This window comes from Haloferax sp. AS1 (genome assembly GCF_014530665.1).
GTDB classification, from domain to species: Archaea; Halobacteriota; Halobacteria; order Halobacteriales; family Haloferacaceae; genus Haloferax; species Haloferax volcanii.
Genome location: NZ_SPSA01000002.1, coordinates 461,094 through 486,646 on the forward strand (window position 1 = coordinate 461,094; position 25,553 = coordinate 486,646).

The following is a 25,553-nucleotide window of genomic DNA, read 5'->3' on the forward strand; positions in this document are numbered from 1 at the left end:
AGAAAATCTTTCCAAAGCCTCTCACCATACTAAATTCGAAAACCGATAGACGAGAGCCTAATCAAACTCAATTGACGTGAAAATAAGACACGCAACAGAACCCATCCTCCGAAACTGTGCAACTATTGCCAACCAGAATTTGTATAGCGACATATGATACATTCATAAGACACACATTAGATTCGTGAGTTTACTAATTGCGGTTGTGTATGAGCCACTCCCGCACAAGCCGAAGTATTATATTACTGTGAGAAAGTCGGTGAGTAATGAAAATCACTGATTCAAAATCATCCCAACACGCAGTGAGAGGGTTACTCCCGGGTGAGCAGGCGTGAATCAGCAGTCCAACTCCCAGGGTTTGGAGGCTGAAGATACGACTTCAGACGAGGGACCGAGAGAAAAGCGCTACAAATGGTCGCAGATGAGTCTCGACGAACTCGTCGACGTCTACTGGCAAGACATCGCACCAAAGCGCTATCGCGACAGGTTCGACGAGGATCGAGACGTTCCGACCTACGAGTGGCTCACCGAACACGGATACAGTGGTATTGCGTATGCGCTCCGCGAGCATCACGACCTGACACCCAAGCAGTTCTTCGTCGACGTCGTCGGCCTCGAAGACGAGGAATCTGAGGAGTGGGAGTGGAACATCGACCACGAGGCTACTGTCAACGCTCTAGAAGTGTACCTTAACTCGATACAAACTCGTGGTGGACGGGCAGAGAGTACCGTCGAGACCCACCGGACGAGGTTGGCAAAGTGGGTTCGGACGTATCGAGAACTGCACGGGACTGATGCGTTGCTCGAACCGCTGTCTGAGTTAGAGCAGCAACCACGGGAGATAGAACGCTGTCTCGCCGTTCTCGACGTCTTCGACGAGGAGTTATCGACAGACCGGTCGAAACTCGAATATCTGCACGTCGCCAGAGCGTGGTACGCCTTCGTGAAGCGCCGGAAATACGCGAAGTACAATCCACTTTCAGAGGCTGGTGAGGAGTTCGGATGGGAGGCCAGGGAACCAGACCCACAGGCATTGTCGGCGTCGCAGGTGCGTCGAATCTACAGTGAGGTTGATTCGCCCGAAGCGGAGTTGCTCGTCGTTGCGCTCGCTGGGTGGGGGTTACGACCTTCCGAGGTTGCCGCGTTGCACGTCGATCAGGTGGTCTTGGATGCAGAGGACCCGCATCTGTCGTTCAGTGATGGAAAACGGAAGAATGGCCCTGGTGAAGTGACGCTTCTGTATGGTGTGGACATCGTTGCTGATCGGATTGATGCGCTTTCTGACCGTGAAACGTGGAACGGCTATCTGTTCCCCTCTCGGTCGTCGTCGACTGGCCACGTATCAGTTAGTACAATACGTCGTCGGTTCAAACAGCTTGCTGACACTGCTGGCGTGGTTGTTGATGGGGATACGCCCACGCCGAAGATGGGACGGCGGTTCTGGTACTCGGCGTATCAGGAAGCTGTTGGAGAAGTTCTCGAGGGATTAGAGGGAGTTGCTGAAGATCAGGGGAGTTCGTCGACGGAGGTTGTGTTACGAAACTATTTGTCGAGGGAGCAAGAGCGGAAGGCTCGGCGAAGGAGGATGTATGAGAAGTTGGAAGCGGCATTTGAAGCTTAAGCCCTCCTCCCTTCGTAAGAACGATTAAATTTGATGTTGATACCGTCTGGAGGTCGTGATCTATGGGTTCGGCTGACCGAGAGGGTCTGCGTAACCCACGCTGTAACAGGCTATAGAATGCACTACACGAATAAACTATATATTGCGAGGTCTATTCTCCAAGAAATCGAGTCCACAGTTTCGAGGATGGTTTTGTTGCGTGTTTTATTTTCACACTTTTTGGGATTGATTAAGCTCTCCCCCTCTCGTTTTTCGAATAAACCACGCTGAGAAAGCTTGGAAAAGTATCTGAGTGACATAAAACCTGAATCAACAGAGTGCTCCAATGTCACTGTTGTTGTACTTGAACAGAAGGCACGCATCAAATCCACCCTCCGAGGTTGTGTTCTCCGCGAGGTCATTCGTTGCCGAGTTTCGAAAGCCGAGCCTGGATTTCCTCGGCATCCGCCTCAGAGATCGCCTCAACACCGAACTGGACGAGTAGCGGGTAGAAGTGACGATTCTTCTTGAACTCATCCTGTCCCGCCTTGCGGAGCTTCAGCTGGGACTCGAGATAAGTATCCTCCATCTCGTCGAGGACCTCGTCGGGAATGTAGATCGTTCGCCCGTTCCACTCGTCCTTGATGTTCGTCTTCGTTTTGCTCGTTTCGTTCGTTTCACTCATTGAAGTCAATTCGGTCGTTTCGGTCGATGAACTGGATTCTAGCGTTTCACTCACCTCACTCGTTTCGCTGGAATCGACCTCATCGTCCTCCTCTTCGTAGTTGCCCTCGATGCCGGAAGCATCACCCCAGCCGTCGCTCATGCTTCCACCTCCTCAGGTGCGGTCTTCTCAAACGTCTCGTCGAACAGGTCGGCGATCTCGTTGAACAGGTCGCGTGCGTCCTCGACACGCTGGTTCTCCTTGCCGAAGCCGAAGACGGACACACCCTCGCCAATCGACTGAGATAGGTCGGTCCGCTTCGGTATCTCGAACACTGGGAGGGAGTACGCCGACTTGATCTCCTCGATGGTATCGCGGTGCTCAGCGTTCTGCTCGACACGGTTACAGACGATGGCGAGCCGATTGATGTCTCCGTACGCCTGTTCGAGGGAACTCAGCTGCTTTGCGAAAATCTGGAGGCTGTTGGCGTTGAGCTTCTCGGGAATGACGGGGATGACGACGTTGCCGGTCGCGACGAGGGCGTTGTCGGTGAGGACGTTCAGGGATGGCGGCGTGTCGACGATGATGTAGTCGTAGTCCTTCTCGAGTTCGTCGAGGGTCATCTCCAACCGCTCGCGACTTTTCGGCGCCTCAAGCAACGTCTGGATGTTCTTGTTGTTCGCCAGCTTCTCGCTGGCGGGAAGGATGTCGAATTCCTGGTGCTCGACGATGATGTCGTTCACCGACTCCATCTGGTCGAAGTCGAGGACGTCGAACAGCGTTGTGCGGTCGGTATCGTAGTACAGATCGTTGTAGCCAAGTGCGCAGGTGAGTCCTCCGTGATAGTCGATATCGACCAGGAGGACGTCGTGGCCTCGGGCGGCGAGTGCGCCGCCAGTATGAATGACGTCGGTTGTCTTCCCCGCGCCTCCCTTCTGATTCGCCACCGTGATTCGTGCGGTATTGGTGTCAGTCATTATCTTCGTTCCGTTCGTTGTATTCGTTTTGTTCGTTATGGTTGTTTAGTTCAGTGCGTTCGGTGAGGGTGTTTCACGCGGTGAGAGGATTACTACGATGTTAAAACCAACTGTTCGTTCCACTCGTTGAGAGGAATGTGTTAGTTACATTCATTCTGTTCGTTTCACTCGTTTCATTCGTTACTGTCATTGAGCTCCCTCTGTTCCAGCTTAGGTTCGGCTCGTTCCGGTATATTCGTTCATTACGCGAAACATCCTCGTTGCGTTCGTTTGGTTCGTTCTATTCGTTTCTAGTGGCAGTCACCCAGAGTCCATCTAGATCTATCGAGAGGTGAGCATATTGGGAAAACGGGGGGCTTAATCTACCAAATCCACCATTGACCGTAGTTCAGATTCAATCTCAGTCATCTGATCCGACACCCAATGGAACCGCTCCTCTATCCCCTCGTCAGTAAACCGGAATGAAGCTCGTACGTCACGAGTCCGGTCATGTTGGAGGAGTGCGAGAGCGTACGCGAGCATCTGCGGTCGATAGTGTTCCGCGAGCTCATCCGGTGTCGTAGCCGAGAGGTCGTTGGTCTTGTAGTCGATAATGTGGAATGTATCCGGGGTGACGAGCAGCCGGTCGATATCACCGACAATCCGCGACTCATCGATTCGAGCGACAACAGAGTACTCGTCGTGAACCTCCTGAAGCTGGGCATCGGACTCGATGTGGTCCACAAATTCGACTGCATCAGCAGCATGGTTGACAGCTTCACGGAGGTCTGCTTCTGTCGGCTCCTCACCGGTCATCCGACTCAAACGGTGGATCAGGGTGGGCCACTCGGCTCTCGGCGGTCGGAGTTCGTTGATTCGGTGGACGACCGTCCCGAACGTCGTAGGGCTCAGACCCGCCGACCCCTCACGTTGAGAGTAACTATGACCGTCCGTAGACGCATCCGCCACCGCATTCACGAGGGTCGTAGCCGCGATCCGTTTCGCCGGCGATAACGACGGCGGTGAAGGAATCGAGATCTCCGGCGCTGAATCAACAGCGTCGTCGTCGGTGTACCAGTCTACTGGGCGCGGCGGCCTGCGAACAGTATAGCTGGCTCCATCTATCTCGCCACGGGCCTGTCCATCCCGAATCGCCTCGACGATGAGTGCTCCATCGAGGAGGGCTGGCTGTAACCAGTCGCGCCACCGGTCTGCATCGTCGAAGGCAGCAGGCTCCCCAAGTTCGATTGCACCGGACTCGTCAACGTCGATGTCGTGCGTGCCGCAGAGAAGGAGGTGGTCCCGCGTTCGTGTACACGCGACGTAGAGGAGCCGTTTCGACTCCGCCCTCTCCTTTGGACGGAACTGTCGGTCAGCGTACTCGTGAACGGCGGTCTTCTCGATGGAGAACGCATCGCCCGGATTCGGCCCGCCGACCGCCGGGACCGGCGGCGCGTCATCAGTTCCGTCCACGAGTCGAACGTAGCCATGGTCGTCGACGGAGCGGCCGAAGTTGAGATCACTCCCGAGATCGGGGACGGCGACGATCGGGAACTCGAGTCCCTTCGCGGAATGGATCGTCATAACCCGGACGCCCTCGGCGTCACCCGGGATATCTGCCTCCCCCTCACGAGGGTCGATCTCGGCTTGGCGGTCGATCCGGTGGAGCAACCCGGCAGCTGTGTGAACACCGTTCTCGCTCCAGGTACGAACCTGGTCGCGGAACTTCTCGACATTCGCGACGGCCTGTCGACCGCGTTCGTCAGCACTTACACTCGCCAGATACCCCGTGTCGTCGATCACCCAGGACAGCAAGCGGTGCCACGGGAGGACGCCATCTTCGGACGGCGTCGCACAGCCGCTGAGGGTCCGCCACGTCGTAAGGAGGTCGAACGCGTCCGCGAGCTGTGGATCGTCCGCCTCGGCGAGCGCATCCCACACTGAATCGGCTTCTGCGACCGCCGGTGCGAGGCGATCATCCGCGAATCCGAACAGCGGCGACCGAAGCACCCCGTAGAGGGAGACATCGTCCTGTGGATCACCGAGAACTCGAAGCAGGTTCGTGAGCGCCTGGACTTCGGGCGTATCGTAGAACCCGACGCCACCGACGACAGTGTAGGGGATGTCGTACTCCTCGAGGGCGCGCTGATACCGGTCGAGATGCGTTCGCCGGCGCAGGAGGATAGCCGTGTCGTCCGGCGTAGCGTCACGATGGGCACCTGTATCGGGGTCTTGGACTGTCGGCGGATCGTCGAACAGGTGGGTCAGTCGAGCAGCGAGCGCTTGCGCCTCGGCCTCGATAGTGTGGTCGAGCGCGCCTTCGGCAACCGGATGGTCGTCGCCGAAGAGCTCCGCTGCCGTATCGGCGTCGTCGGGGACAGCGAGATACTCGACACTCCCGGTCAGTCCCTCGATGTCCTCGATACGGTCGCGTTGTGTGGTCAACTCCTGCGGTGGCGCTTCGTGGGGTTCGTGGCTGTCACCCTCCGGCTGGAATAGGTACTCGAAGAGCTCGTTCAGGAACGACAGCGGCTCGTCCAGCGTCCGGAAGTTCCCGGAGAGTTCGAGCGCGGTCGGACTCGCGGCATCGCTGTCGGGAACGTCGTCAACCCCACGGGCCTCGTTGACGGTCTGGAGTTCTCTGCGCGCATCCCCGAACGTCGTCACGTCGGCCCCACGGAATCCGTAGATGCTCTGTTTCTCGTCGCCGACCAGGAAGACGTTCGACGCCGCCTGCTCGTCAACGCCCGTGAGGAGCTTGATTAACTCCCACTGGCGCGGGTCCGTGTCCTGGAACTCGTCGACCATCACGGCCGCAAACTGCTCTCGAAGCCGCTCCGTGACGGCATCGTTGGCTCGCAGGAACTCAAGGGTCGTCTCGATCACGTCGGGAAAGTCGAGAGTATCCCGGCGGTCCTTCTCGTCGGTGTAGGTTGCGAGGACGTCGTCGAAAACCCGCATCAGAGCCAGCGCGTAGTGAGCGCTATTCTCTTCCAGTCCCCCCGGCGTCGTCTCGACCGCATCCGCGTGCGGTTCGACGGCATCGATGACCGTGTCGATGGCGTCTTTCAGGTCGTCGTAGACGTCACCGTACTCACCCCACTCGTCCCGGTCACCGACGACGTACCCCGAACTGCTGTACAGGCCGCCGTTCTTCTTCTCACAGGCCTCGTAGAGCTTGAGGATTGCCCGCTGACAGTCGCGAGGATCACTTTCCTCCGGATCGTCCGAGAGTGTCGTCGCGACCTCGGTGAAGGTCTGGTAGGCTCGAAGGCCGTCCTCGTCGGCGATAGTGTCCTCACGGTCCACGCGGTTCGCGACCGTTCGTAGCTGCTCAACGAGTCCGTCCGCATACAACGTCTGCCGAGCGTCGGCAACGTCGAGATCGCAGACGACCTCCCAGCAGATATCGACGTAGTCGTCGACATCGGCGTCACGCCACGCCTTGAGGACGGACTCGCTCTGGGGGCGCTCGTCGAGTAATCCAGCGAGTACATCGACCAACTGGTCGCGACCCCAGAGCTGGGCAAGGAGCGCAACATCGTCATCGTCCTGATTACGTTCAAGGAACTCCGTCACGACTTCGCGCTGGAGTGTCGCTGCACCGTCTTCGTCGAGAACATCGAAGCCGAGTGGCACCGGAGCCTCAACGGCTCGTTCTCGCAAGACCCGGGTACAGAACGCGTGAATGGTGTGGACGTAGCCGTCCTCCAGGTCGTCAAGGACGTTTCGCCAGCGGTTGTAGGCCTCTGGAGAGTTGACAGCATTGAGCCGGTCGTACACCTCCTCTCGAACGCGCTCGGTCAGTTCGGCAGCAGCCTTTCGCGTGAAGGTAATTGTGACGATGTTCTCCGGCGTGAGCGACGGGTTGTCGGCCAGTATCGTCACGTACCGCTCGGTGAGCGCGGTCGTCTTCCCCGTCCCGGCGCCGGCAGTGATCGCGACGTTCCGGCCCTGGACGAGCGCGTCCTCCTGTTCATCTGTGAGCTGAATCTCCTCGGGGCCCTCAGTCATCGCTCATCACCGCCTCGATGTCCTCGTTGTCGCGAACACGGAGCGGAACATACGCTGCATCGTCCTTGTGAACCTCGTCGACGAACTCCCGCTTGCGGTGATGGCGGACATCGCACGCCCGACGGTAGTCACAGTATCGGCAGTTCGCTCCGCGGGCGGACAGAAGCGTCGTGTGGAACCGTCCGTTGCCAATCGCCTCGTCGATCTGGCCCAACCACTCCGGAACGACATCGTTCAGGAACCGGCGGAGTTCGACCTCTGAATCGAACTTCGATTCGACGCCACGTGGAACCTTGAGGTCGTTTGGTGGTCGCACCTGATAGTATGTCGCCGAGAGCGAGCCCTGTTCGAACAGATCACCGTCGACGACCTCGGCGGCAGCAAGCAGATAGATGAGGAGCTGGAACTTCGTGCCGCCGGTCGTCTTCGTCATATACGGTGCCCGTCCAGTCTTGTAGTCGTAGAGCGTGAGCGTCGGTTGTTCGCCATCCCGACCCACGTCAACGCGGTCGATGTATCCCCGAATCGAGACAGTCGAGCCGTCCGGTCGCTCAACTGTGAACGGCCCAGCATCCGAGTCGGGAAGTCCCTCGCCGAACGGGGCCTCGAACAAGTGTGGTCGGTCAGCGCCGTCCCGCGAGAGTTCGTTATCGAGGAAGGTAGCGAACAGCCCCTGTTCTGGTGCGTCGTGGGGTTTGCTCCCGGCCTCGTACGGAGCACTCTCGCCGTCACCCAAGCCCGCGAATAGCTCCGCCTTCCACCGTTCGTAGAACAGGCCGTCGTACTCGAAGTCAGCATCCCGGAGTTCCTCAACGGCGATCTCGCGAAGGTGCGTCGCCAGGTCGTCCCGGTCGAAGTCTGTGAGATCGACACCATCCTCCGTCTCGTCCTGCAGATCCGCGAAAAACCGTTCGAGGACGTCGTGGACGTACGATCCGGTTTCGAGGGGCGTAGGGACGACCTCGACGTCGTCGGGATCCTCGATTCCGAGCACTTCGTCGGCGTAGAACTTGAACCCACACTCGACGTATCGCTCGATGCGACTCGCGCTGTAGGGTTCCCGCTCCGACAGAGGGTATACCTCATCGACTGTCTCGGGATCCAACACGCCATCGTGTTCGGAGAGGCCAGCCGTTCCCCTGTTGGCCGCACAGTGGAGTCCCCGATCCGTGCGCTTCGTCTGCTCGGGGGAGAGGTCACCTCGGTCGCCGGCGCGGCTGACTGCCGCACGCCGGTCGGCCGTTGCAGCGACATGCCGCTGAAGGTCCTCGCGGGAGCCCACGCGGTCGTCGACGCCATTTTCGGGTTCGATGCCAGTCACGCGCTGGAGTTCGTCGAGGACCGGCGACCGGACGACGGCGGATTCGTCGTCACCCGTCTCTGGTGTGGTGATCGTGAGTTCGTCGACGTTCGCGAGGAGCGTCGCGAAGAGATAGCGCCCCCGGAGGCGCTCGTCGCCAGTGTCGAACCGCGGGTGGGCGTCGATCATCTCCTCGAAGAAGGCCGGGCGCTCCGGCGTTACCGGGAAGTGCTCGCTCGTCAGGCCCACGAGGAACACCTTCTCGAACGAGCGCATCCGGGCGTCGAGCAGCCCCATCACCTCAACGTGGCCGCCAGCAGCGCGCTGTGGAACCCGAATCGGCACGCCATCGAACGCACGGGTGAACAGTGCCAACGGAGAGAGGTCGCTATTGACTGCCGCCAGCGACTCGAACGAGGAGAGGACCTCGTCTACGAGGTCGTAGGCTCGCTGTTCGACGGCTTGCTCGGCACCGCTGGCGTAGTCCTCCGTCGCCGCCTCCAAGCCGAATCGATCGTCCAACAGTCGACGGAGCGTTTCGGTTGCGGCTTCGATATCCTCCGTTCGCAGCGACTCCAGGGTGGCCAGCAGACCCTCGATCAGAGCCGCCGCCTCGCCGTTGACGTCATCGAGCAGGGGTGACACAGAAACCGTGTCACGCCGGCGAGCAGCTGCCGTGACGGCGTTGGCTTGGTCGGTGTCGACGACGTCAACCAGTGGATTTGCTAACAGGGACGTGAGGTCCTCGGCCCGCGGGTCCGGTTCGGCGAGGTTCAGGAGATCGTGGACGACACTCCCGGTGAACGTCCGGTTCAGCTGTGAGGCGGCGGTCGTGACGTGCGGAATATCGAACGTATCGAACGTGTCCTCGACGTACCCCGAATAGGTCTCGATCCCGGGGATGACGACGGCCATGTCGTCGGGGTCACGGCCATCGACCAACTCGGTGCGGAGCTCGCGAGCGACAAAGCGAATCTCACGCTCGGGCGTCGGGAGTTCCCGCCACCGGAGGCCGTCTGGAACAGGGATAGCATCCGGGGCCGGGCGGTAGAGCGACTCGGTGATCGTTCCAAAGGCCTGCCCTGACTCGTCGACGGGCTCGAGTTCCATTGTCTCAAAATCAAGTACTTCGTAGACATCCAAGGCGTCCTCCGCAACGGCGTCGACTCCGCTCCGGCCATCTTGGTGGAGCGGCAGCAGTGCGATCATTGGAAGTTCGTCGACGAGGCGTTCGATGAGGCGTCGTTCGACAGGACGGAACTCGTGATACCCGGAAAGGATGACGACATCCAGTTCCGGGGAGAACGCCGATAGTGATTGCTCCGCCGTCACCACGGCGTCGAACATTTCTCTCCGGGTACAGATCCACTCATCAACGTAGCCTCCGTGGAGATCCAGGTAGTGTTGGTACGCGTCGACAGTGGCTGTCGCGATACGACCATCGAGGTCTGAGCCCTCGAACTCCGCTTCGAGCGCGTCAGCGGTACCGACGCCGGCGTCGTCGAAGAGTGAGAAGCGGCTACTGAACGAATCAGCGAGGGCGGCAGAGGCCGGTTCGCCAGCAAGAGCGCCATCTGTCTCGGCTGTTGTTCGGTCAAGCGCGTACTCCGCGAGTCGACGGTTCAGCTGCCCGGAGAGCGGTTGGACCGGGCCGTGGAGATGCTCGTACCACTCCCGAACGACCGCGTCGAGCGTCTCAGCACGAAGACGGAGAGGTTCGTGGGAAACGGCCCAGCTGTCCTCGACCATACTCCGGCGAGCGTCGTTCCGCGTTATGTAGAGGATACTCCCCAGAGAGTCGGTTGCCATGTCATCAGCCCGCTGAAATGCCCGTTGTTCCAATCGGGCGTGTTTCGGGCCGGTGAGAAGCGTTGAATCCATCGAACACTCCCTACCAAGATATCGGTCTCACTTCACTCTTGGCGAGGCTGATAGTTTAGGATACGCCTACAGAGCGTGTTTTAATAATGAATGGAGAATATCGTGTGCTGTTACTAAAATCCAGTACCTGTATCAGAGTGACACTGTGGCAGAGTTGGGCGCCACATGATTCCAGAGATATATAGTCTTAATCAATCAGTATTGACACCATCCAGCCAATATTTAGAATGATTCAATAGCCAATCAATTCGTCTAAGAAACCAAATAGAGCAGTTTCTGATTCTTCAAAATCCCCCATCCAGAATCGAAAGTTCGAAATTTTCTCATCGAACTTTTTCCGGTTATAATACTCTTTCCTAGCGCCCTGTTGTGGGGGTTGTGGAATCGAAATGAATGCTGCGTAATCGACGTCGTACTGCCGCTTGTAGGTCCAAAGCTGGTAGTGGTCGTTATTTGAGAGTTCATCTTTATATTTCACATCAATTACTCCGACGTCTTTGGTACCTTTTGAGATGACAATGTCGGGTTCTAACTTACGGACATCCGTGCTGCGGGAATCATAAAGGTCGATGCTATGGGATGTTCCTTCTCCATTGAACACGTTGTATCCCCGCTCGTCGAGGTGGTCTCCGACGATATTCCGGATATAGTCCTCGAACGCCTCATGCATTTTGAACATAAAGCTCTGGAACTCATCTTCAACTTCTTCATCCAGAGTGATATCCGCTTGATCGATGATAAGCAGCGCAAGCTGTAGCGGAGCGAGATAGTATGAGCGAGAAGGAGGTAAATCACGTTCCTCGACCGCTCGACGAATTACATCCTTCACCTCCCGGAAATCTACTGATCGATCGAGTGACTTGACCGGTCTGAAGTAATCCAAGCGATGAGCAATCTCGTCTTGTTCGATATCGACAAAGTGGGCATCAACCAGTTTTCGCAGGGTGAACTTCAGGAACTGGTTAGGGAGATTATTGACTGTCTGAGTGCTTTTGGTTTGAGGGATCGCCCGAGCACGGCCTCGGTAGACGTTGCGAGCATAGTTTCGGGCATTTACACGGCCTTCGACACGGGGGAGGACAACGTCTTCGGAGACCCGTTCTTTCAGCAGACCGTTCCGCTTTACCCGGTCAAGCTGGTTCAGCAGCTGACGGATGAAGAGCTCATGCATCCCGGTCAGTTTGTCGACTATCGTTTGATAAGGGACATCTTCGTCGAAAGGAGAATCCAGTTCATGGGCCATCCGCCCACTCTCCCGGAGAAAGTAGGTCAGATTAGATATCTCTGTCTTTGGCTTGATTGGGAGAAACGTATCGTCCTTACACGGGATGATTCCAACGTACGGGCCTGTATTTGCGACATAGCCGCCTCTGCCATCTAGTTCAAGCGTGAGATAGTTCTGATAATTGTCCGGGAGCACTCCAGGGTTAAACTCCGGGCCCAACCGGTTCTGGTCACCGGAGCTGTTCTCTATTAGTGGTCCGGAGACCCCTTCTGGCAGATCTATCTCACGGGTGTCCAAGACGCTCATATTAGCTGACGTCCGAGAGCTCCATTCGAGCCGCCTGCTGGAACAGATCGTCTACCAGTTCGAGTTGCTCTTCCTGGTACTCTCCGAAGTACTGCTTGATGGAAGGCCTAATCCTCCGTCTATAGGTCTTCAACAGTTCGTCTAGGCCTTTTGTGTCCTTGAAGTAGGTGTGTCCCAAGGGGTACTCACCTTCATCGTTGACCATGTTGAGCAGCAATGCCAATTCGTCGAGTTCCTCCGGATCCCAATCATGACCTTCCTGTTTATCCAGAATATTCCGAAGCTCCCCTGTCGATGGGGGCACCTCGATTTCAGAGAACCGACGGCGAAGTGCGAACTCCATTTCCTCAGTCGACTTGTCGAGGTTGTTCATCGTGCCGATGATCACGAGATTGTTTGGTACGATCAGCTGGTCGTCGGAGTACATCAGCTGCTGATCGACATCCATCTCCTCAATCTCCTCACGGTACTCGATCAGAGAGAATAGCTCTCCGAATACTTCTGAGACGTTTGCACGGTTTATCTCATCAAGGATAACAAACACGTACTCGTCGTCATCGGCGTCGTCCTGAGCGTAACGGCAGGCTTTACGGAAGCCTTTCTCCACTTCGTCAAACTCAATTGTTCCATCTTCAACGACCGGTTCGTAGGATTCGACGAAGTCTTCATAGGAATAGGACTGGTGGAACTGGAAGAAAAACCGCTTCACACCGATATCATTTGAGATATCGAAAGCCTTCCGGGTCTTACCCGTGCCCGGCGGGCCGACAAACAACAGGTTTCTCTCTCCGTCCTCTGTGATCGCTTCCACGGCGTCCTCAGTTGGATCTATGTCTGGGTCAAATAGATCGTAGGTGGTGTCCATGGTGCTCTTGATGATTACATCTTGTTTATCTTCACTGAAGACCGGCTCCGGTTCCATATCTGAAAGGTCGGAGGCAGATGAATCCGATCTCTCCGCAACCATCCGGGCCAACTCATACTCATCGAAATCAGTCGAATAGAACCCAGACATGTCAGTATCGGACTCATCGAACATGAGGCTCAACTCAGTCTCATCGAGATTAAATCTCTCTTTGAACCTGCCCCGCAACTCTGAATACGAGAGTTCCTCGGAAAATGTTTCGTAGCGGAAATACCAAGCCATAATGTCGATCAACGAGATCGACACACGGGAGTCATCATCGTAGGCGAAACCGTCCTGTCCCTGCCCCAAGTGCTCATAGTACTCATCTTGGCAAGAGACGTAGAACCCACCATTATCCTGGGTGAACGACAGCCAAGACCGAGGGTCAGCAGTCGTAACGTTGTTAGTCAGGAATTTCTTCGTGTTCGACTGCCAGAACCAACGGGAGATGTCATTCTTGAGCGCCTGAGAGGTGAACGGATCATAGAACGGACGATCATTCTCATCGATGTACTCCGAGATATGGTCGACGCCGATGACTTCCATCGCCTCTTCTTCAACGTTGTTTGTGTCAACTTTGACGCGTTCACCGCCGTACTCCAGACCTTTGTACTTGAGCAGCAACCAGAATTTGATGTAGTTGACCGGCGCCTGGCGAGAACGAGATATGTACAGGTTCTCTAAGGCCTCCCCGATCCTGTCAAGACTGACGTGGTACGCTTCGCTTCCAGCAGAAGAGGACGATCCCTCGGTGTGCGACATTATCCGGCTATTTATGCCAGGGGTACTTCAAAAGCGAGGTCGTTGTCTACGACTCGTCCATAAACTGGTCGAGCGACGACTCAGAAGCGGGCTGAACAGTAGAGGTCTCGTTCTCCAAGCGTTCGTTGATGATGTCTATGTACTTGTCCGCGATTTCAGATCCTATCCAAGGCCTATCAAGTTTGCTCGCGGCCACAGCAGTAGTACCAGAGCCAAGGAACGGGTCGTAGATAACGTCTCCGTGGTCCGTAGCGAGAGTGATACAGCGCCCAGGCAGGTCGATAGGGAACGGAGCACCGTGAGCGTCCTTCCCTGGTGCGGTATTGAACTTCCAGACAGTACGCAGGTTTTTAGGCTCTTCTCGGCCTCTCTTTCCTACGTTGTTTGAATCTCGCCATGCTTGTTCATCGAACTGGTACCGCTTCGATTTCGAGACCAGCAGAATCGTTTCATGGCCGACCGTAGGTCTGTCTTGGACCGTCTCCGGAACCACGTTCTCCTTCTCCCAAGTGATGACTGAGCGAACCCAGAATCCGCTTCTCTGAAGACCTTTAGCAATCTGATATGGTATCAGGGTCAGATCCTTGTCTCTCAGGTATTCGTGGCCTGCCGAGTGTCGTTTCGCATTACGCTCGGCCCAAGTGATCTCCTCACCGTTCTTCACAGCGTCCATCCGCTCAAGCGAGTCTGCTCGAATCTGTGTTCGAGTGTTGTAGACGTCGCCCACATTCCACCAGATAGTTCCTGTGTCGGTGAGAAGAGGACGCAGCTTCCAGAATGTCTCGATGGTATGCCGGATATAGTCCTCAGGTGTAGACTCGCCGCCAAAAGCAACTTCAGTACCATCCGACCACTGGATATCAAACTCCTCAGAGTAAACCCTCATCCCCCAATATGGCGGGGAAGTGACAACAGTCTGAATGCTTTCAGTCGGGATCTCGTGGAAGTGGTCGTAGGCCGAACCGTGGAGAATCTGATTCTTCTCTAAATCATCTGGAGAACCGTCTTCTCCCTCCCGGGTCTCAACAAAGTCAATCAGGTCCAGCAAACCCTCCTGGCCTTCTTCAGTAGTGAAATGTTTCTGCGAAAGAATGGAAGGGGAAGGCCTCGAACGGGCAAACACTTTCGCAACGGTTTGAAGAGACGTGGTAGATGAGATGGTCTCATCAAATCCCTCCCGTACGACTTTCTTGAAATGAGCGCTACGCATTCCAGACAGATTTGAGGCTAGGTTGGTATCTATAGAGCGATCAGGGACATCCTGAACGATTTCTTCATAGCTAGCAGGGACTTCAGACCGTGGCTTGATCTCCCGCCGAGTTTCTTTCTTCGTCATAAGTCAGTTATTCGCAGAACGTGGCGAGTCTGCCGAGTCAATTTCGGTTCTGTCTTCACGGTTACAACGTTCTTCGTGTTGGTTGTTAAACCGTCGTAACTCTTCTGTGAGTTCCGGCAACGTTTCTGCTATTTTCTTTGTCGACCTTGCAACTTCTAATTTCCATTTTTCTGTCATAGATGTTGATAACCCCCGTTGGTGGAGTTACTAAGGCATATACGTCGGCCCAATATAAATTTTTACCACATCGTGGTAAAGGCAGATGGATAACGGTCTTTGTGTTAGGCAAGACAGGTGGCAGTAATGACTGAGGTGGATCTCCAAAAGCGGGTTCTTGAGACTTTAGAAGCAGATGGGTCTCTCGCAGTCTCAGAGTTGGTCAAAAGGCTAGATGAGGACACAGAAAATATTGAGACTGCTATTTCTGAATTGGAGTCTAAAAACCTAGTTGTGACTTCTACTTCTGGCCAAGTTCGAGGTGAGTCCCCTGTGCCAATTAGTAAACTTGCCTTTCGTGGGGAGTTAACTCCAACACAATCTGTGATTCAATATTTATACGAGGAACAAGGCTATGGACAATCACAGATTGCTCGTATGCTCAACTACTCTCCAGGTAATGTCCAGACTAATCTTGATCGTATTGAGGAAAAGATAGGCCGAGACGTAGAACAGTAGAGAGATGCATTGATTGGGTCCGGCGATGTATACAACCTGTCAGATACGGTGAATAGTTAGATTCAACTGACATATAGGGGTCTGTTTCCAGAAATTTTCTGGCAACCGAATATCCTACAAACAGATCGTATTACAACGCGAGATTAAACACAGCTGATTGCGCTAATTGAGAGGCTTCCGGAAACAACTCGGTCACGCTTTTATGACCTGACCCAAAATTAATCTCTCAGAGACAGATGGTTCGCGATGCTCGCGTCCTCCGTACCGGGTTCGTTCCTCGAGAAGTGAGCATCGCGACGCCGAAGTCAACCATCTCTCTAGCGTTCTTGAGCCCATCACGAACGGCGAACCCGCCGACACCGCTATTGTCACCGGACCCAGCGGCACCGGCAAGACCTGTACTCGCAATTCGTCACCGAACGACTCCGGGAAGAGGTCCTCGACGTCGAGACCACCTACGTCAACTGCTGGCGCAACTACACCCGATTCCGGACGCTCTACCAGATCCTCGACGACCTCGGCGCCACCATCGATATCCACCGGCAGTCGACGCCGCACGACGAACTCGTCGATCGCCTCCAGCAGCATGACGGCCCGCGAACCGTCGTCATTCTCGACGAGGTCGACCAACTGGAGGACCCCAGCGTCATCTACGACCTTCACAGTCTGCCACAGTTCGCGATCATCTGTATCGCGAACAAGGAAGAGGAGCTGTTCGGCCGCGTCGACGACCGCCTCGTGAGCCGCCTGCGCTCCAGCGAACACGTCCGGATGGACAAGTACCACGACGAGCAGCTGTACGACATTCTGAGTGCGCGGGCAAAGTGGGGGCTCGACGAGGACGTCATCACCGACGACCAGCTCTACCGGATCGCCGACGCGGCCGCCGGCGACGCCCGCCTCGCAATCGGCATCCTCCGAACGGCCGCCGGCAAGGCCGATCGCGAGAACCACGAGCGCATCACCGACGACATCCTCCTGGACGCCGCCGAGGATGCTCGGGCCCAGATCAAGCAGAAGAGCCTCGACTCACTCACCCCCTATCAGCGCGTCGTCTACGAGATCGTTCGCGGACACGGCCCACTCGGGCCGAGCGAAATCCACGACCGCTATACGGAGGAGGTCGAAGACCCACGGACGAAGCGGACTGTTCGGGCGTATTTGTCTAAGATGACTCAATACAACCTCCTCAAAGCGGACGGATCCAGCCGAGACCGCGAATACACAGCCATCGACCAGCCATCTCCTACGCTCGCTGAGTAGGTGGGTCGGACAACACACCTTCACCAAGACAGCCTATGATCCGTTGTGATCTCAGGGCGAGGGAAACCGGCCTAAGCCTAGAGAAATCCACCCCGGTATCACGTTTCTAATCTAGTAAGATTCAGGACACAATTTTCAACTTGGTTGTTGAGATTATCTACTCGTAGACGACTTCTAGAATCGTATACAATGTGAACATCAGGAACAGAAGCGATATTGTTGAGATATTTTCATCGAAGTACGCAGTTAGACTGCCGTGCATGATCGCGTTTCGATGATCCCAGAAATCCTCCAGATTAGCTTCAATCTTGTCAGCATCAACTCCGTAGTATCCGTGGTCAATCTCTTCGTATGCTTCCTTCAGTGCCTGGCGTTTCTGAGATGAAGTGTAGTAGCCATTACCATCAGGCGTTTTGCCTTGATCTGAACAGAGAATGTCCATCAAACCATCCTGAACACTGATGAAAATGAAACAGGGAAGCATGAACTCCTCATTCAGATAGGACTCTAATCCTCTATCGATCCGACCGATATAGTCATCTAACTCTGCTTCATCCGACTCCTCCAAATCCTTCAGTAACGAGGCCACAGATTCAACACCAACCTGCTGCGCCCGAGTGTCAATCTCAACTTCGTCAATTTCGTAGTTTTCTGGGTTATCGAAGTTCTGAATGCCGTTCTCTAATGCTTGTTGGACTTCCAGATAGTGTTCTCGAATTGACGCTATTATATCTCCAAAATCAATATCAGCCAATACCCCTTGAAGGGTCCTTTCCAAACGCTGCATACCCTTGTTGATCGGTTCCCAATCAACCCGATTAATTGTCTCAGCCAGCTTTTCTGCTGGTACCCCACCAGTAAATTCTCTGGGAGGGTCTTTCAATTCGATACTACTGAGATCGTGTTCCTGATACAATGCTCCGACAAACTCGCGGACATAATCTTCTGCAGCTTCGACGGACCAATCGCCTTCTTCAGCTACTTCATCTATACTATTTTCCTGGACGAAGAACCGAGTACCGGCCATATAACCCCGGGTTGAAGCAACATCTAAGGGATATGAATAAATCAACTGGAAAAGTTTCAAAGCTTCTCTCGCCCGATCCTCATCTAAACCGAGGTCCTCAACGACTTGGGACACATCCTCCGTCTCCTGATACAGATGGCCCGCCTCGCGAATCCTTTCACACCACCGAAACTCAACCAGACGTTGTTGTTCCTCTCTCTTCTGTCTAAGCGTTTCTAGCAACTCATGAACATCCGACATTATCTTGACCAGTTACTTCTCTGCCGTATAATGGTTTTCCTGCCGTTAGCAGCTATATCATTTCGGGAGCGCGCTTCATCACCAAGAGAGCCAGTGGCCACGCCGGGAGAAACAGATGATCTGAACGTATCTCTCGAAGATGGAGCAGTGAATCGCCCAGAGTCAAGCTCCGAGGCTTCCTGCTTCCACGACGCGCTTTGCAGACACCGAATCGGTGTCCGTAGGGAGCACAGTCTCCACAGGCGTGTCTTCGGGCCATCCCAGCCCTAGCTCAGCAAAGCCGCGTTTAAGCACATTCATCGCTGCGTTCGCGTCCCTGTCGGCCTCGAACCCGCACGACGGACAGGAGTGTTCCCGAACCCAGATGGATTTTGCCGTCTCCACACCACACTTCGCGCATTCTTTCGTCGTCCCAGCAGCTTCCACCTGCACGACGTGCGTGCCATACAGATCGGCTTTGTACTCGAGGAGGGAGATGAACTGTCGCCACGCAGCATCCTGGGTGTTTCGCGTGTTGTGCGAATCTTCCAACAACCCCTTCACGTCCAAATCCTCGACGAAGACGGCGTCGTACTCACGGACAAGCCACGTCGTAATCTTATGCTGGAAGTCCTCGACCTTCCGCTTGATGTGGCGCTTGACTTTCGCTACCTCACGACGCTGCTTCTTGTAGTTGGACGACCTCTTCTGCTTGCGAGACAGCTTACGTTGTTCGCGTCGGAGGCGCTCGTATTCGTCTTCGAGATCGAGCCAATCCACGGTCTTGCCATCAGATGTGTGGATGTAGTTGAGGATGCCGAGGTCGATACCCACGCTGTTGCTTGCGTTCAACGAATCTACGTCGGGCTTGTCGGGAAGATCAGCCTCGTCGGTTGCGAGGGCGAAGGTGACGAACCACTCACCAGTCGTCTCCTTCTTGATTGTGACCTCCTTGATGTCGGCTTCATCAGGAAGGGGACGATGATAGCGGATCGGAATATCTCCGATTTTGGAGAGCCAGAGCGTCGCACGTCGGCCACTCGTGTTTTTGAGTTTGAAGCCGTACTGCGAGTACGTTATACTCTGGAATTCTCTCGGTGATTTCCACTTGAGATTTCCCACTTTGCTCCCGTTCTCTTTCTGCTGAGAGAGGTTCGAAAGGTTGTCGTAGAACCGGGTGACGGTTCATTGAAGGGCTTTTGCGTTCACTTCTGTGAACACGGGGAACTCGTCCTTCCAGTCCGGGAGACGACTGTGGTGTTTGTATGCGGACCCGGTACTGTCAGTATCGAGGTGCGTGTACTCGTATCGGGTGAAGTTGTACGCTTGGCGATGAATGTCGATGTGATGTTCCAGCTCAGCCGCTACCTCTTGTGTCGGGTACGCGGGGTAGCGGTGAGTGTACTCCATCGCTGTCCTTTCATTAGAACGTGTCCGGCAAATGGTTTGTGGGACGGGGCGTCGAATTCATCCCCAGAGTCAAGCTCCAAGGTTAGTCGTCTCAACATCCAGTACAACCTCCTTGAGGCGGAGGGAACGAGTCGGGATCGAGAGTACTCGCTCGTCGATTCAGCAGCTGCGTCGCCGATGCAGTGACCGTAAGCCCGTCAGCTATCAGGAACTGAACTCGCCGAGGCCCGATTGCTCGTGGTCTAGCGGCTCGATGACCTGGGGATCGTCGTTGCCGGGGTTGTTGACCCGCGTCGAGATCTCGTAGGCGTCCAGATCGTCCTTTGGATACGGCTGGCACAGTCTCTTGCGGGTGTCCGGATCTGCGGTGAGCCAGTCGGACTCCAAGTCCTGTGGAAGGACGACCGGCATCCGGTCGTGGATGGGATTCATCAGGTCGTTCGGCTCCGTCGTGAGAATCGTGACGCACGAGATCGTCTCGTCGTCGCCCTCCCAGACGTCCCAGAGCCCGGCCATCGCGAACACGGGGTCGTCCTCGCGGTGAATCCGGTAGGCTGTTTCGACCCGCCGTTCGGCGATTTCCACTCGTAGAACCCTGACGGGGGGACGAGGCAGGGACGTGATTCCCACGCCTGCTCAAAGACGCGTTTCTCGTCGGCAGACTCGGAGCGAGCGTTGATGATGCCCTCCTCGGGTTCGTCCGCCCAGAATGGAATCAACCCCCAGTGGTAGGCGTCGATCTCGTCTGAAGTCTCGTTCGTGATGATGTAGAGGTCGCAGCCAGGCGCGATGTTGTATCGGGGTGTGTACCCGCCGTCTGCGACGACCTCGGCGTCGAAGCGGGCCTCAAGGTCTGCTTGGTCGATTGAAGAGCGAGTTCCGGCCACACAGACCGAGGAGCTCGGAGGGAAGCATCTTGAACGTGGTTGCACATTTCGCTGTTAACCAACAAGTTGCCCCGGTGAGCCTGAGTTGTTGGTTAATGTGGGGTAGCTACAGAATTTGGCTGTATCTACGGTTTGTTCGTAGAGGCCGTCTCCAAGAAGACCCACTAGCATCATCAAAAGAATATCTCCGAGAGACTCGTGAAAGATAGATCTCAAACAACCGAACGGCCGGGGTGCTGTTGTCATCGCTCATCTCTACGGTCACTAGGAGAGTCGTTACAATATGTCGTTTAGAAATGCAAGGAGAATGCCCCGGGCTTGGTCCCGAGTCGATTCACACCCCCCACTACTTCCGGAGTAAATACTGCTTTCAGGGCCCTTAAGCAGAGAATCCACTTCATTCAGGTTTAGCAGCGTTCTACGGAACTAGAGGTTGAAATCAAAAGACATCGACCCGTCTGACGCACGTCATACCATCGGTTCCGATGTTCCCGTAGTTTCCGATGAAGAGATATTATATAAGCGAACACCCCCCACCGCTTCCGATGAAACAAGGTAAACAACCACGGGTTGGGTGACCTGTGGAACTCTCGCTGCCTTCTGTTTAGAGTCGCTTCTGGAGATCAGCGATTACAGGCTCCATTCTTCCATCAGCACGGAGATGAGATACGACAGAATGAGCATCGATTGACACAGAGTACTCCTTGTACCGGCCCTCTTGTCTGCCAGTATTTCTAGTTCGTTCATCAAGAAGTGTTTGCATCGAAAGGTCGCCGAGATGATCGCGAAGTCGACGTTGACTAACAGGCTCTGCATCTGCAAGAGAAGCGTATCGTTTGTACCGAGAGTAGACGTCCTTGTTCCGGGCAGGAGTCTTATTTTCAAGATGGAGTGACAGCGTTGCTGCCAGCACAAGTTTTCCTTGCGTCGTTAATTTAGAGACACTTGTCGTGATGAGATCCTGCTCAAGTTCATCTTGGGCAGTTTGGACATGGTCTTCAGTGACTTGTGTCGCATTTTCTTTTTTCGCGATATTGCCCGCTTCACGGAGTAACGTTAACGCCTGACGGGCATCACCAATATCCTGGGCAGCGAATGCAGCGCACAGTGGGATGACGCCATCAGTCAGGACGCCCTCTTGGAAGGCTTGATCTGCACGTGCATACAGAATTTCACGAAGTTGATTGGCGTCGTATGGTGGAAAGAGGAGTTCCTGCTGAGCAAGACTTGACTTGACCTTCTGGCGGAGATTATCTTTGAACTTGAGATCGTTAGAGATACCAATGACAGTAACTCGGACATTCTCGATCCGTCCGTTTGCTCGTGCTCTCGGGAGTTCGTAGAGGAGCTTGTCGTCTGACTGGAGGTTGTCAACCTCGTCAAGGACAATAACAGTGTGTCCGCCGAGTGCATCTAGCTCTCGATACATCATCTGGTACATATCCTCAGCGGGATAACCCGTTGGACGGATATGGTTTTCCGGCTCTCGAAGAGAGTTGATAATTGATGCAGCCAATTGGTACGATGTATTGGTGTTCTCACACAGTACCCAGACAGTCGTCAAGTCAACATCTCTGTATTTTTTGATGTCTGTCTTGAGGTGGTTGAGCAGATATTTCGTCGAGACCGTTTTGCCGACACCTGTTTTCCCATAGAGAAGAATAGATTTGGTTGGTTGGCCGTCCATTATCGGCTGGAGAGCATTCTTGTAACTCTCGAGTTCACTGTTCCGACCAAGAATATTCTCGGGGACGTACTCCTCAGACAAGACACGGGGGTCATCGAATATCCCTGTCGAGGGGGTGAAGACTGGCATCTATTGACGTGATATGTCTAATGAGTCATAAAACCACAGCTTCCGAAGCTTCCGTAGTTTCCGGAGCTCGGTGTTTGTTTAAATAGTTTAAGTAAACCCCCTCCCCCCACTGTTTCCGGAGAAAAACGACTCGAACGATTGGTCCCTCTCAAGAAGTGTTATTAAAACAAGTTTTATATTGTAGTATGTTAAAACAGATCCGTAGTAAACTAAACTAGTTATATATCACTTGGCTAGGACTAGAAATATACGGGTTCACTAGGGAGGAACTACCCCTCCGTGAATTAGCTTCGGAAATAGTGGGGGGGAGGTAGTATATAAAAAACGGAGCTTCGGAAACGGTGGTCCGAATATAGACCACGAAATTGAGGACACTCTTCGGCTCTTCGTGGACAGTCGTACCGATCAGTTCGAGAATTTTCTTCACTCAGAACACGTGCAAGTGCAGGTCGGCTTGCGCTACAGTTTCGAGTGCACGATCAAAGAACTCGTCGTCCGATTCAACGCGGACGGTGGGTGTGCTTTCGGTTATAGGCTGTTTGTGTAGGTCATCCTTACTGGTCGAAAACTACCAGCTATCGGACTTTCCAGGACCGAATACGAATGGGCGGACCATTCTTCGCTTCCTCGCAGCGACTCCAGAAACAGGCTATCGAGCAGGTGAGATTGCTGAGGCACTCGACATCCCACGAGGAAGTGTTGGGACGACGCTCAGCAGACTCCATAATCAGGGGTTTGTGCGTCACAAGGGCGAGTATTGGGCGATCAATCCCGACGCCTACGATGCACATACTGCGAGCTTGATTGGCCTCTCGGCCGTGAGCGAGCAGTTTGAGGGCGACTACTACGACGAGAATCCGGACTGGGATGCAGATCTCCCTGATTTCGATGAGTATGAAGATGCAGACTCGGGTGCGGAGTAGATCTGATGTATGAGCTGATTATATTCTCTGTAGTCTCAACTTGTCCGTACACCCAGTAGTTGAGACCGTCACTCTCAATGCAAACGATTCGAGTCTACTCTCGAGGTTCCGTCCAGAATGGTCCCGATCGAATCAGCTGCTCAGTAGGAGTTCCTATCTCACTCTCACGGGACCCATTTGAAGCGAGCCAACATCGAAATATAGTATTTTGCCAAAGACCTATACTACTCCAACTTGTTAGTGGAGACATGAGCAATCGAATCCCACCAGACGAGTTCGAGGATATCAACGAAGCAGTTGGCGAGGAATGGGAATCGGAGACGACCCCTTACGAGCGTATTCGCCGTGTTATCGCCCACACGTACACGCCTGCCTCAGCGGATACTGTTGCCGAGGACGCACGAACATCCCCGAAGACGGCACGAAGACATCTGAATACACTCGCTGAAGAAGGGTTCGTTATCACTGCAACCGGCAACCACGGTGGAACGGTCTATCGTCGGTCGCCGGAGTCTCTCGTTGTCGAGCAGGCCGCAGACATCCTTGAGCACGTCTCGACCGACGAACTCGTCACGCGAGTTGCGGAAATGCGCGACCAACTCAACGACTATCGGGCTGAGTACGGTGTCGACTCCCCCGAGGAGTTGACGATCGAGCAGGCAAACCAGACACTCTCCGAACCCACCTCGGAGCAGAGCGAGATCGACGCGGAGACGATTCGAGACTGGCAGACGACACGTCGGAACCTCGCGTTCGCGAACGCAGCACTCTCAATCGCGAACGCCGAGAGATTCGTCGACGGCGACCTCCACTCGACTGATGGTAGTGTCCCCGCCTAACCGACGATGAGGATAGCTGAGACAGACGAGGCCCACTCGCTCCGAGGGCCTATCGACCGGCCAGCGCTACTCACAATTTGTGGGATCATCGAGCGAGAAGAGCCACTCGCAACTCCTGCGCTAGATGACTACCTCAATCCCACCGTTGTCGAAGTCACGCTCGACGATGGTCTCTGTAGTGCCGAATCCGCCCGGATCGACATCCAATGGACAACACATGCAGACTACAAATTTCACTACACGGATTCTGAAGGAGTGAACTTTCGGTGGGGAAAGCATCCTCACGACGGCGACTACATCCACGTTTCCGGACTCGAGCACTACCACCCACCACCTGACGCAACCTCTGATCCCAACGATGTCGAAGAATCCTGTATTAAGCAGTCCCCCGAAGCGCTTGTCACTCGTGCCGTCCTCAAACTCTGGCGGGTCGCCTATCACGCAGACTCCTACGCACCCCTGAACGCCGCGAGTAACCCTCCGTAGCAAAGGCCACTTAACGTCGTGTTGAAGCCCTAGTAGTTCGGCACTTTCGTGGGTGAAATAGCCGCTAGGTGGGTGTGCAAATTGGTCGCCATGAATCCTGCCAATTTTGGATACTATCTGGAGTAACCTGCAAGAGACAGAGTTCACAGATAGCGCTGCTGCTCGACAGACACAATATGTCGAGTGACATCCCTCTGCATCGTTAGGTCCGGGAACGTCGGTGTTCTAATTCGACCAGATAATATAGTACCTAGTTTGGCATGTCATCACACTTCATATCGGCCAGTAAATATATAATATTACACCAATCTGGTTGACATGTACGCACCGCAAGACAATCGGTGCGGAACGATACCGAACCCATGATCTCCCGCTCAGTCACCGTCGAAGACATCGATGAGTTGTTCCTCAGGTGGAACGACCATCTCAACGCATCGGCCCTCTATCGGCAAGCCCTCCGCGACGAGATGCAACTTCGCGACGTTGAGCCGCATAAACTCCGCGCACAACTCTCCGAAGCGCGTGAGTTGGGCTACTCGCTCGATGAGATTGCAACCATGACGAGTCGCTACGCCGACCTCCAAGCGCTCGTGTACGACCATACTGAGTGATTCCCCGTGTCTGACTCACACTCCCCTACTGACGCTCGCTCCACCGACCAGCGACGGCCCTCCCGATCCATCCTCCGACACGTCGCAATCGGGAGCGTCCTGTTCACGATCGCTGCTGTCCAGCCAGTTGCCGCACAAGACAGCGTGGTCTGCAGCGCTGAGAAATTGCCGGGGATGGTCGAGGGCTTCTTCCAGATTACGACGACACTCGGCTTCATTGGGTTAGCAGTCATCTGGCAGGCCGACTCCCTCGCTGAGATCTTCACCGCCAGCCCCGAACAGAAAAAGCGACTCAAAGTCCACAAGCGCGCAGCACTCAAATCCGCCCTCATCTTGGCGGTGCTCGGGCCGCTGTACACCGTCGTAGCGTCGATTATGGGGCTCCCACTCGGGGACTGCGTGAACCTCACTCCCTGGTAAGCGCCCCACCAATCCACCTTTGCCCT

Annotated in this window: 16 protein-coding genes and 3 pseudogenes; 8 read left to right on the forward strand and 11 right to left on the reverse strand. The window is 54.9% G+C overall.

What is annotated here, in order from left to right; all coding sequences use genetic code 11:
• Positions 1-421 precede the first annotated feature (421 nt).
• Positions 422-1,621, forward strand: coding sequence for a site-specific integrase (locus tag E4P24_RS16815; protein ID WP_188148868.1), 1,200 nt, complete (start codon positions 422-424; stop codon positions 1,619-1,621).
• A gap of 397 nt (positions 1,622-2,018) precedes the next feature.
• On the opposite strand, the gene E4P24_RS16820 is transcribed toward E4P24_RS16815, so the two are convergent.
• The 7 genes from E4P24_RS16820 to E4P24_RS16850 form a co-directional block, all read right to left on the reverse strand.
• Positions 2,019-2,426: a hypothetical protein gene (locus E4P24_RS16820; protein ID WP_163489369.1), complete on the reverse strand. Its 408-nt coding sequence runs from the start codon at positions 2,424-2,426 to the stop codon at positions 2,019-2,021.
• Positions 2,423-3,241, reverse strand: coding sequence for a ParA family protein (locus E4P24_RS16825; protein WP_163489368.1), 819 nt, complete (start codon positions 3,239-3,241; stop codon positions 2,423-2,425). The genes E4P24_RS16820 and E4P24_RS16825 overlap by 4 nt, the downstream gene beginning before the upstream one ends.
• Positions 3,242-3,598: 357 nt before the next feature.
• A complete protein-coding gene (locus tag E4P24_RS16830) occupies positions 3,599-7,234 on the reverse strand; it encodes an exodeoxyribonuclease V subunit beta (protein WP_188148869.1) in 3,636 nt (1,211 codons plus the stop codon).
• Positions 7,227-10,283 (reverse strand): PD-(D/E)XK nuclease family protein, encoded by a 3,057-nt coding sequence (locus E4P24_RS16835; protein WP_188148870.1) that lies wholly within the window; start codon positions 10,281-10,283, stop codon positions 7,227-7,229. Before E4P24_RS16835 ends, E4P24_RS16830 begins: the two co-directional genes overlap by 8 nt.
• A 364-nt stretch (positions 10,284-10,647) precedes the next feature.
• Positions 10,648-11,946 carry a hypothetical protein gene (locus tag E4P24_RS16840; RefSeq protein WP_163489365.1) on the reverse strand — a complete coding sequence of 433 codons (1,299 nt, stop codon included), beginning with the start codon at positions 11,944-11,946 and terminating at the stop codon, positions 10,648-10,650.
• A 1-nt stretch (position 11,947) separates the two neighbouring features.
• Entirely contained in the window at positions 11,948-13,615 is a 1,668-nt protein-coding gene (locus tag E4P24_RS16845; protein ID WP_163489364.1) for an McrB family protein, read from the reverse strand.
• A 46-nt stretch (positions 13,616-13,661) separates the two neighbouring features.
• Positions 13,662-14,951, reverse strand: a complete 1,290-nt coding sequence (locus tag E4P24_RS16850; RefSeq protein ID WP_163489363.1) for a site-specific DNA-methyltransferase — start codon at positions 14,949-14,951, stop codon at positions 13,662-13,664.
• A 303-nt stretch (positions 14,952-15,254) separates the two neighbouring features.
• On the opposite strand from E4P24_RS16850, the gene E4P24_RS16855 reads away from it, so the two are divergent.
• Together E4P24_RS16855 and E4P24_RS16860 are read left to right on the forward strand one after the other, a co-directional pair.
• A complete protein-coding gene (locus tag E4P24_RS16855; RefSeq protein WP_163489362.1) occupies positions 15,255-15,626 on the forward strand; it encodes a hypothetical protein in 372 nt (123 codons plus the stop codon).
• Positions 15,627-15,862: 236 nt separating this feature from the next.
• Positions 15,863-16,889 (forward strand): annotated as a pseudogene (locus tag E4P24_RS16860) (Cdc6/Cdc18 family protein).
• Positions 16,890-17,046: 157 nt separating this feature from the next.
• Here E4P24_RS16860 and E4P24_RS16865 read toward each other — a convergent pair.
• The 4 genes and pseudogenes from E4P24_RS16865 to E4P24_RS16880 all read right to left on the reverse strand — a co-directional run bounded on the left by E4P24_RS16865 (position 17,047) and on the right by E4P24_RS16880 (position 22,248).
• On the reverse strand, positions 17,047-18,156 hold the full coding sequence (locus E4P24_RS16865; RefSeq protein ID WP_188148871.1) for a hypothetical protein: 1,110 nt from the start codon (positions 18,154-18,156) through the stop codon (positions 17,047-17,049).
• Positions 18,157-18,318: 162 nt separating this feature from the next.
• Positions 18,319-19,545, reverse strand: a pseudogene (locus tag E4P24_RS16870) (RNA-guided endonuclease InsQ/TnpB family protein).
• Positions 19,546-19,749: 204 nt separating this feature from the next.
• Positions 19,750-20,477: pseudogene (locus tag E4P24_RS16875) on the reverse strand (SOS response-associated peptidase).
• 559 nt (positions 20,478-21,036) lie between these two features.
• Positions 21,037-22,248, reverse strand: coding sequence for an orc1/cdc6 family replication initiation protein (locus E4P24_RS16880; RefSeq protein ID WP_163489360.1), 1,212 nt, complete (start codon positions 22,246-22,248; stop codon positions 21,037-21,039).
• Positions 22,249-22,805: 557 nt separating this feature from the next.
• Here E4P24_RS16880 and E4P24_RS16885 point away from each other — a divergent pair.
• The 5 genes from E4P24_RS16885 (at position 22,806) to E4P24_RS16905 (ending at position 25,527) form a co-directional block, all read left to right on the forward strand.
• On the forward strand, positions 22,806-23,171 hold the full coding sequence (locus tag E4P24_RS16885; protein ID WP_163489636.1) for a helix-turn-helix domain-containing protein: 366 nt from the start codon (positions 22,806-22,808) through the stop codon (positions 23,169-23,171).
• Between the two features lie 248 nt (positions 23,172-23,419).
• Positions 23,420-24,010 (forward strand): Rrf2 family transcriptional regulator, encoded by a 591-nt coding sequence (locus E4P24_RS16890; protein WP_049921850.1) that lies wholly within the window; start codon positions 23,420-23,422, stop codon positions 24,008-24,010.
• Between the two features lie 6 nt (positions 24,011-24,016).
• Positions 24,017-24,496, forward strand: coding sequence for a hypothetical protein (locus tag E4P24_RS19400; protein ID WP_082256228.1), 480 nt, complete (start codon positions 24,017-24,019; stop codon positions 24,494-24,496).
• Positions 24,497-24,858: 362 nt separating this feature from the next.
• The gene (locus tag E4P24_RS16900; protein WP_008094372.1) at positions 24,859-25,107 is read left to right on the forward strand and encodes a hypothetical protein; all 249 of its coding nucleotides are present in this window, start codon (positions 24,859-24,861) and stop codon (positions 25,105-25,107) included.
• 6 nt (positions 25,108-25,113) lie between these two features.
• Positions 25,114-25,527, forward strand: coding sequence for a hypothetical protein (locus E4P24_RS16905; RefSeq protein ID WP_004967631.1), 414 nt, complete (start codon positions 25,114-25,116; stop codon positions 25,525-25,527).
• The last annotated feature ends 26 nt before the right edge of the window (positions 25,528-25,553 follow it).

Coding starts and splice junctions, on each gene's coding strand:
- E4P24_RS16890 (WP_049921850.1), top strand. CDS start 23,420: ATGAGCAATCGAATCCCACCAGACGAGTTCGAGGATATCAACGAAGCA.
- E4P24_RS16855 (WP_163489362.1), top strand. CDS start 15,255: ATGACTGAGGTGGATCTCCAAAAGCGGGTTCTTGAGACTTTAGAAGCA.
- E4P24_RS16815 (WP_188148868.1), top strand. CDS start 422: ATGAGTCTCGACGAACTCGTCGACGTCTACTGGCAAGACATCGCACCA.
- E4P24_RS16880 (WP_163489360.1), bottom strand. CDS start 22,248: ATGCCAGTCTTCACCCCCTCGACAGGGATATTCGATGACCCCCGTGTC.
- E4P24_RS16825 (WP_163489368.1), bottom strand. CDS start 3,241: ATGACTGACACCAATACCGCACGAATCACGGTGGCGAATCAGAAGGGA.
- E4P24_RS16820 (WP_163489369.1), bottom strand. CDS start 2,426: ATGAGCGACGGCTGGGGTGATGCTTCCGGCATCGAGGGCAACTACGAA.
- E4P24_RS16845 (WP_163489364.1), bottom strand. CDS start 13,615: ATGTCGCACACCGAGGGATCGTCCTCTTCTGCTGGAAGCGAAGCGTAC.
- E4P24_RS16850 (WP_163489363.1), bottom strand. CDS start 14,951: ATGACGAAGAAAGAAACTCGGCGGGAGATCAAGCCACGGTCTGAAGTC.
- E4P24_RS19400 (WP_082256228.1), top strand. CDS start 24,017: ATGAGGATAGCTGAGACAGACGAGGCCCACTCGCTCCGAGGGCCTATC.
- E4P24_RS16830 (WP_188148869.1), bottom strand. CDS start 7,234: ATGACTGAGGGCCCCGAGGAGATTCAGCTCACAGATGAACAGGAGGAC.
- E4P24_RS16835 (WP_188148870.1), bottom strand. CDS start 10,283: ATGGTCGAGGACAGCTGGGCCGTTTCCCACGAACCTCTCCGTCTTCGT.
- E4P24_RS16865 (WP_188148871.1), bottom strand. CDS start 18,156: ATGTCGGATGTTCATGAGTTGCTAGAAACGCTTAGACAGAAGAGAGAG.
- E4P24_RS16900 (WP_008094372.1), top strand. CDS start 24,859: ATGATCTCCCGCTCAGTCACCGTCGAAGACATCGATGAGTTGTTCCTC.
- E4P24_RS16840 (WP_163489365.1), bottom strand. CDS start 11,946: ATGAGCGTCTTGGACACCCGTGAGATAGATCTGCCAGAAGGGGTCTCC.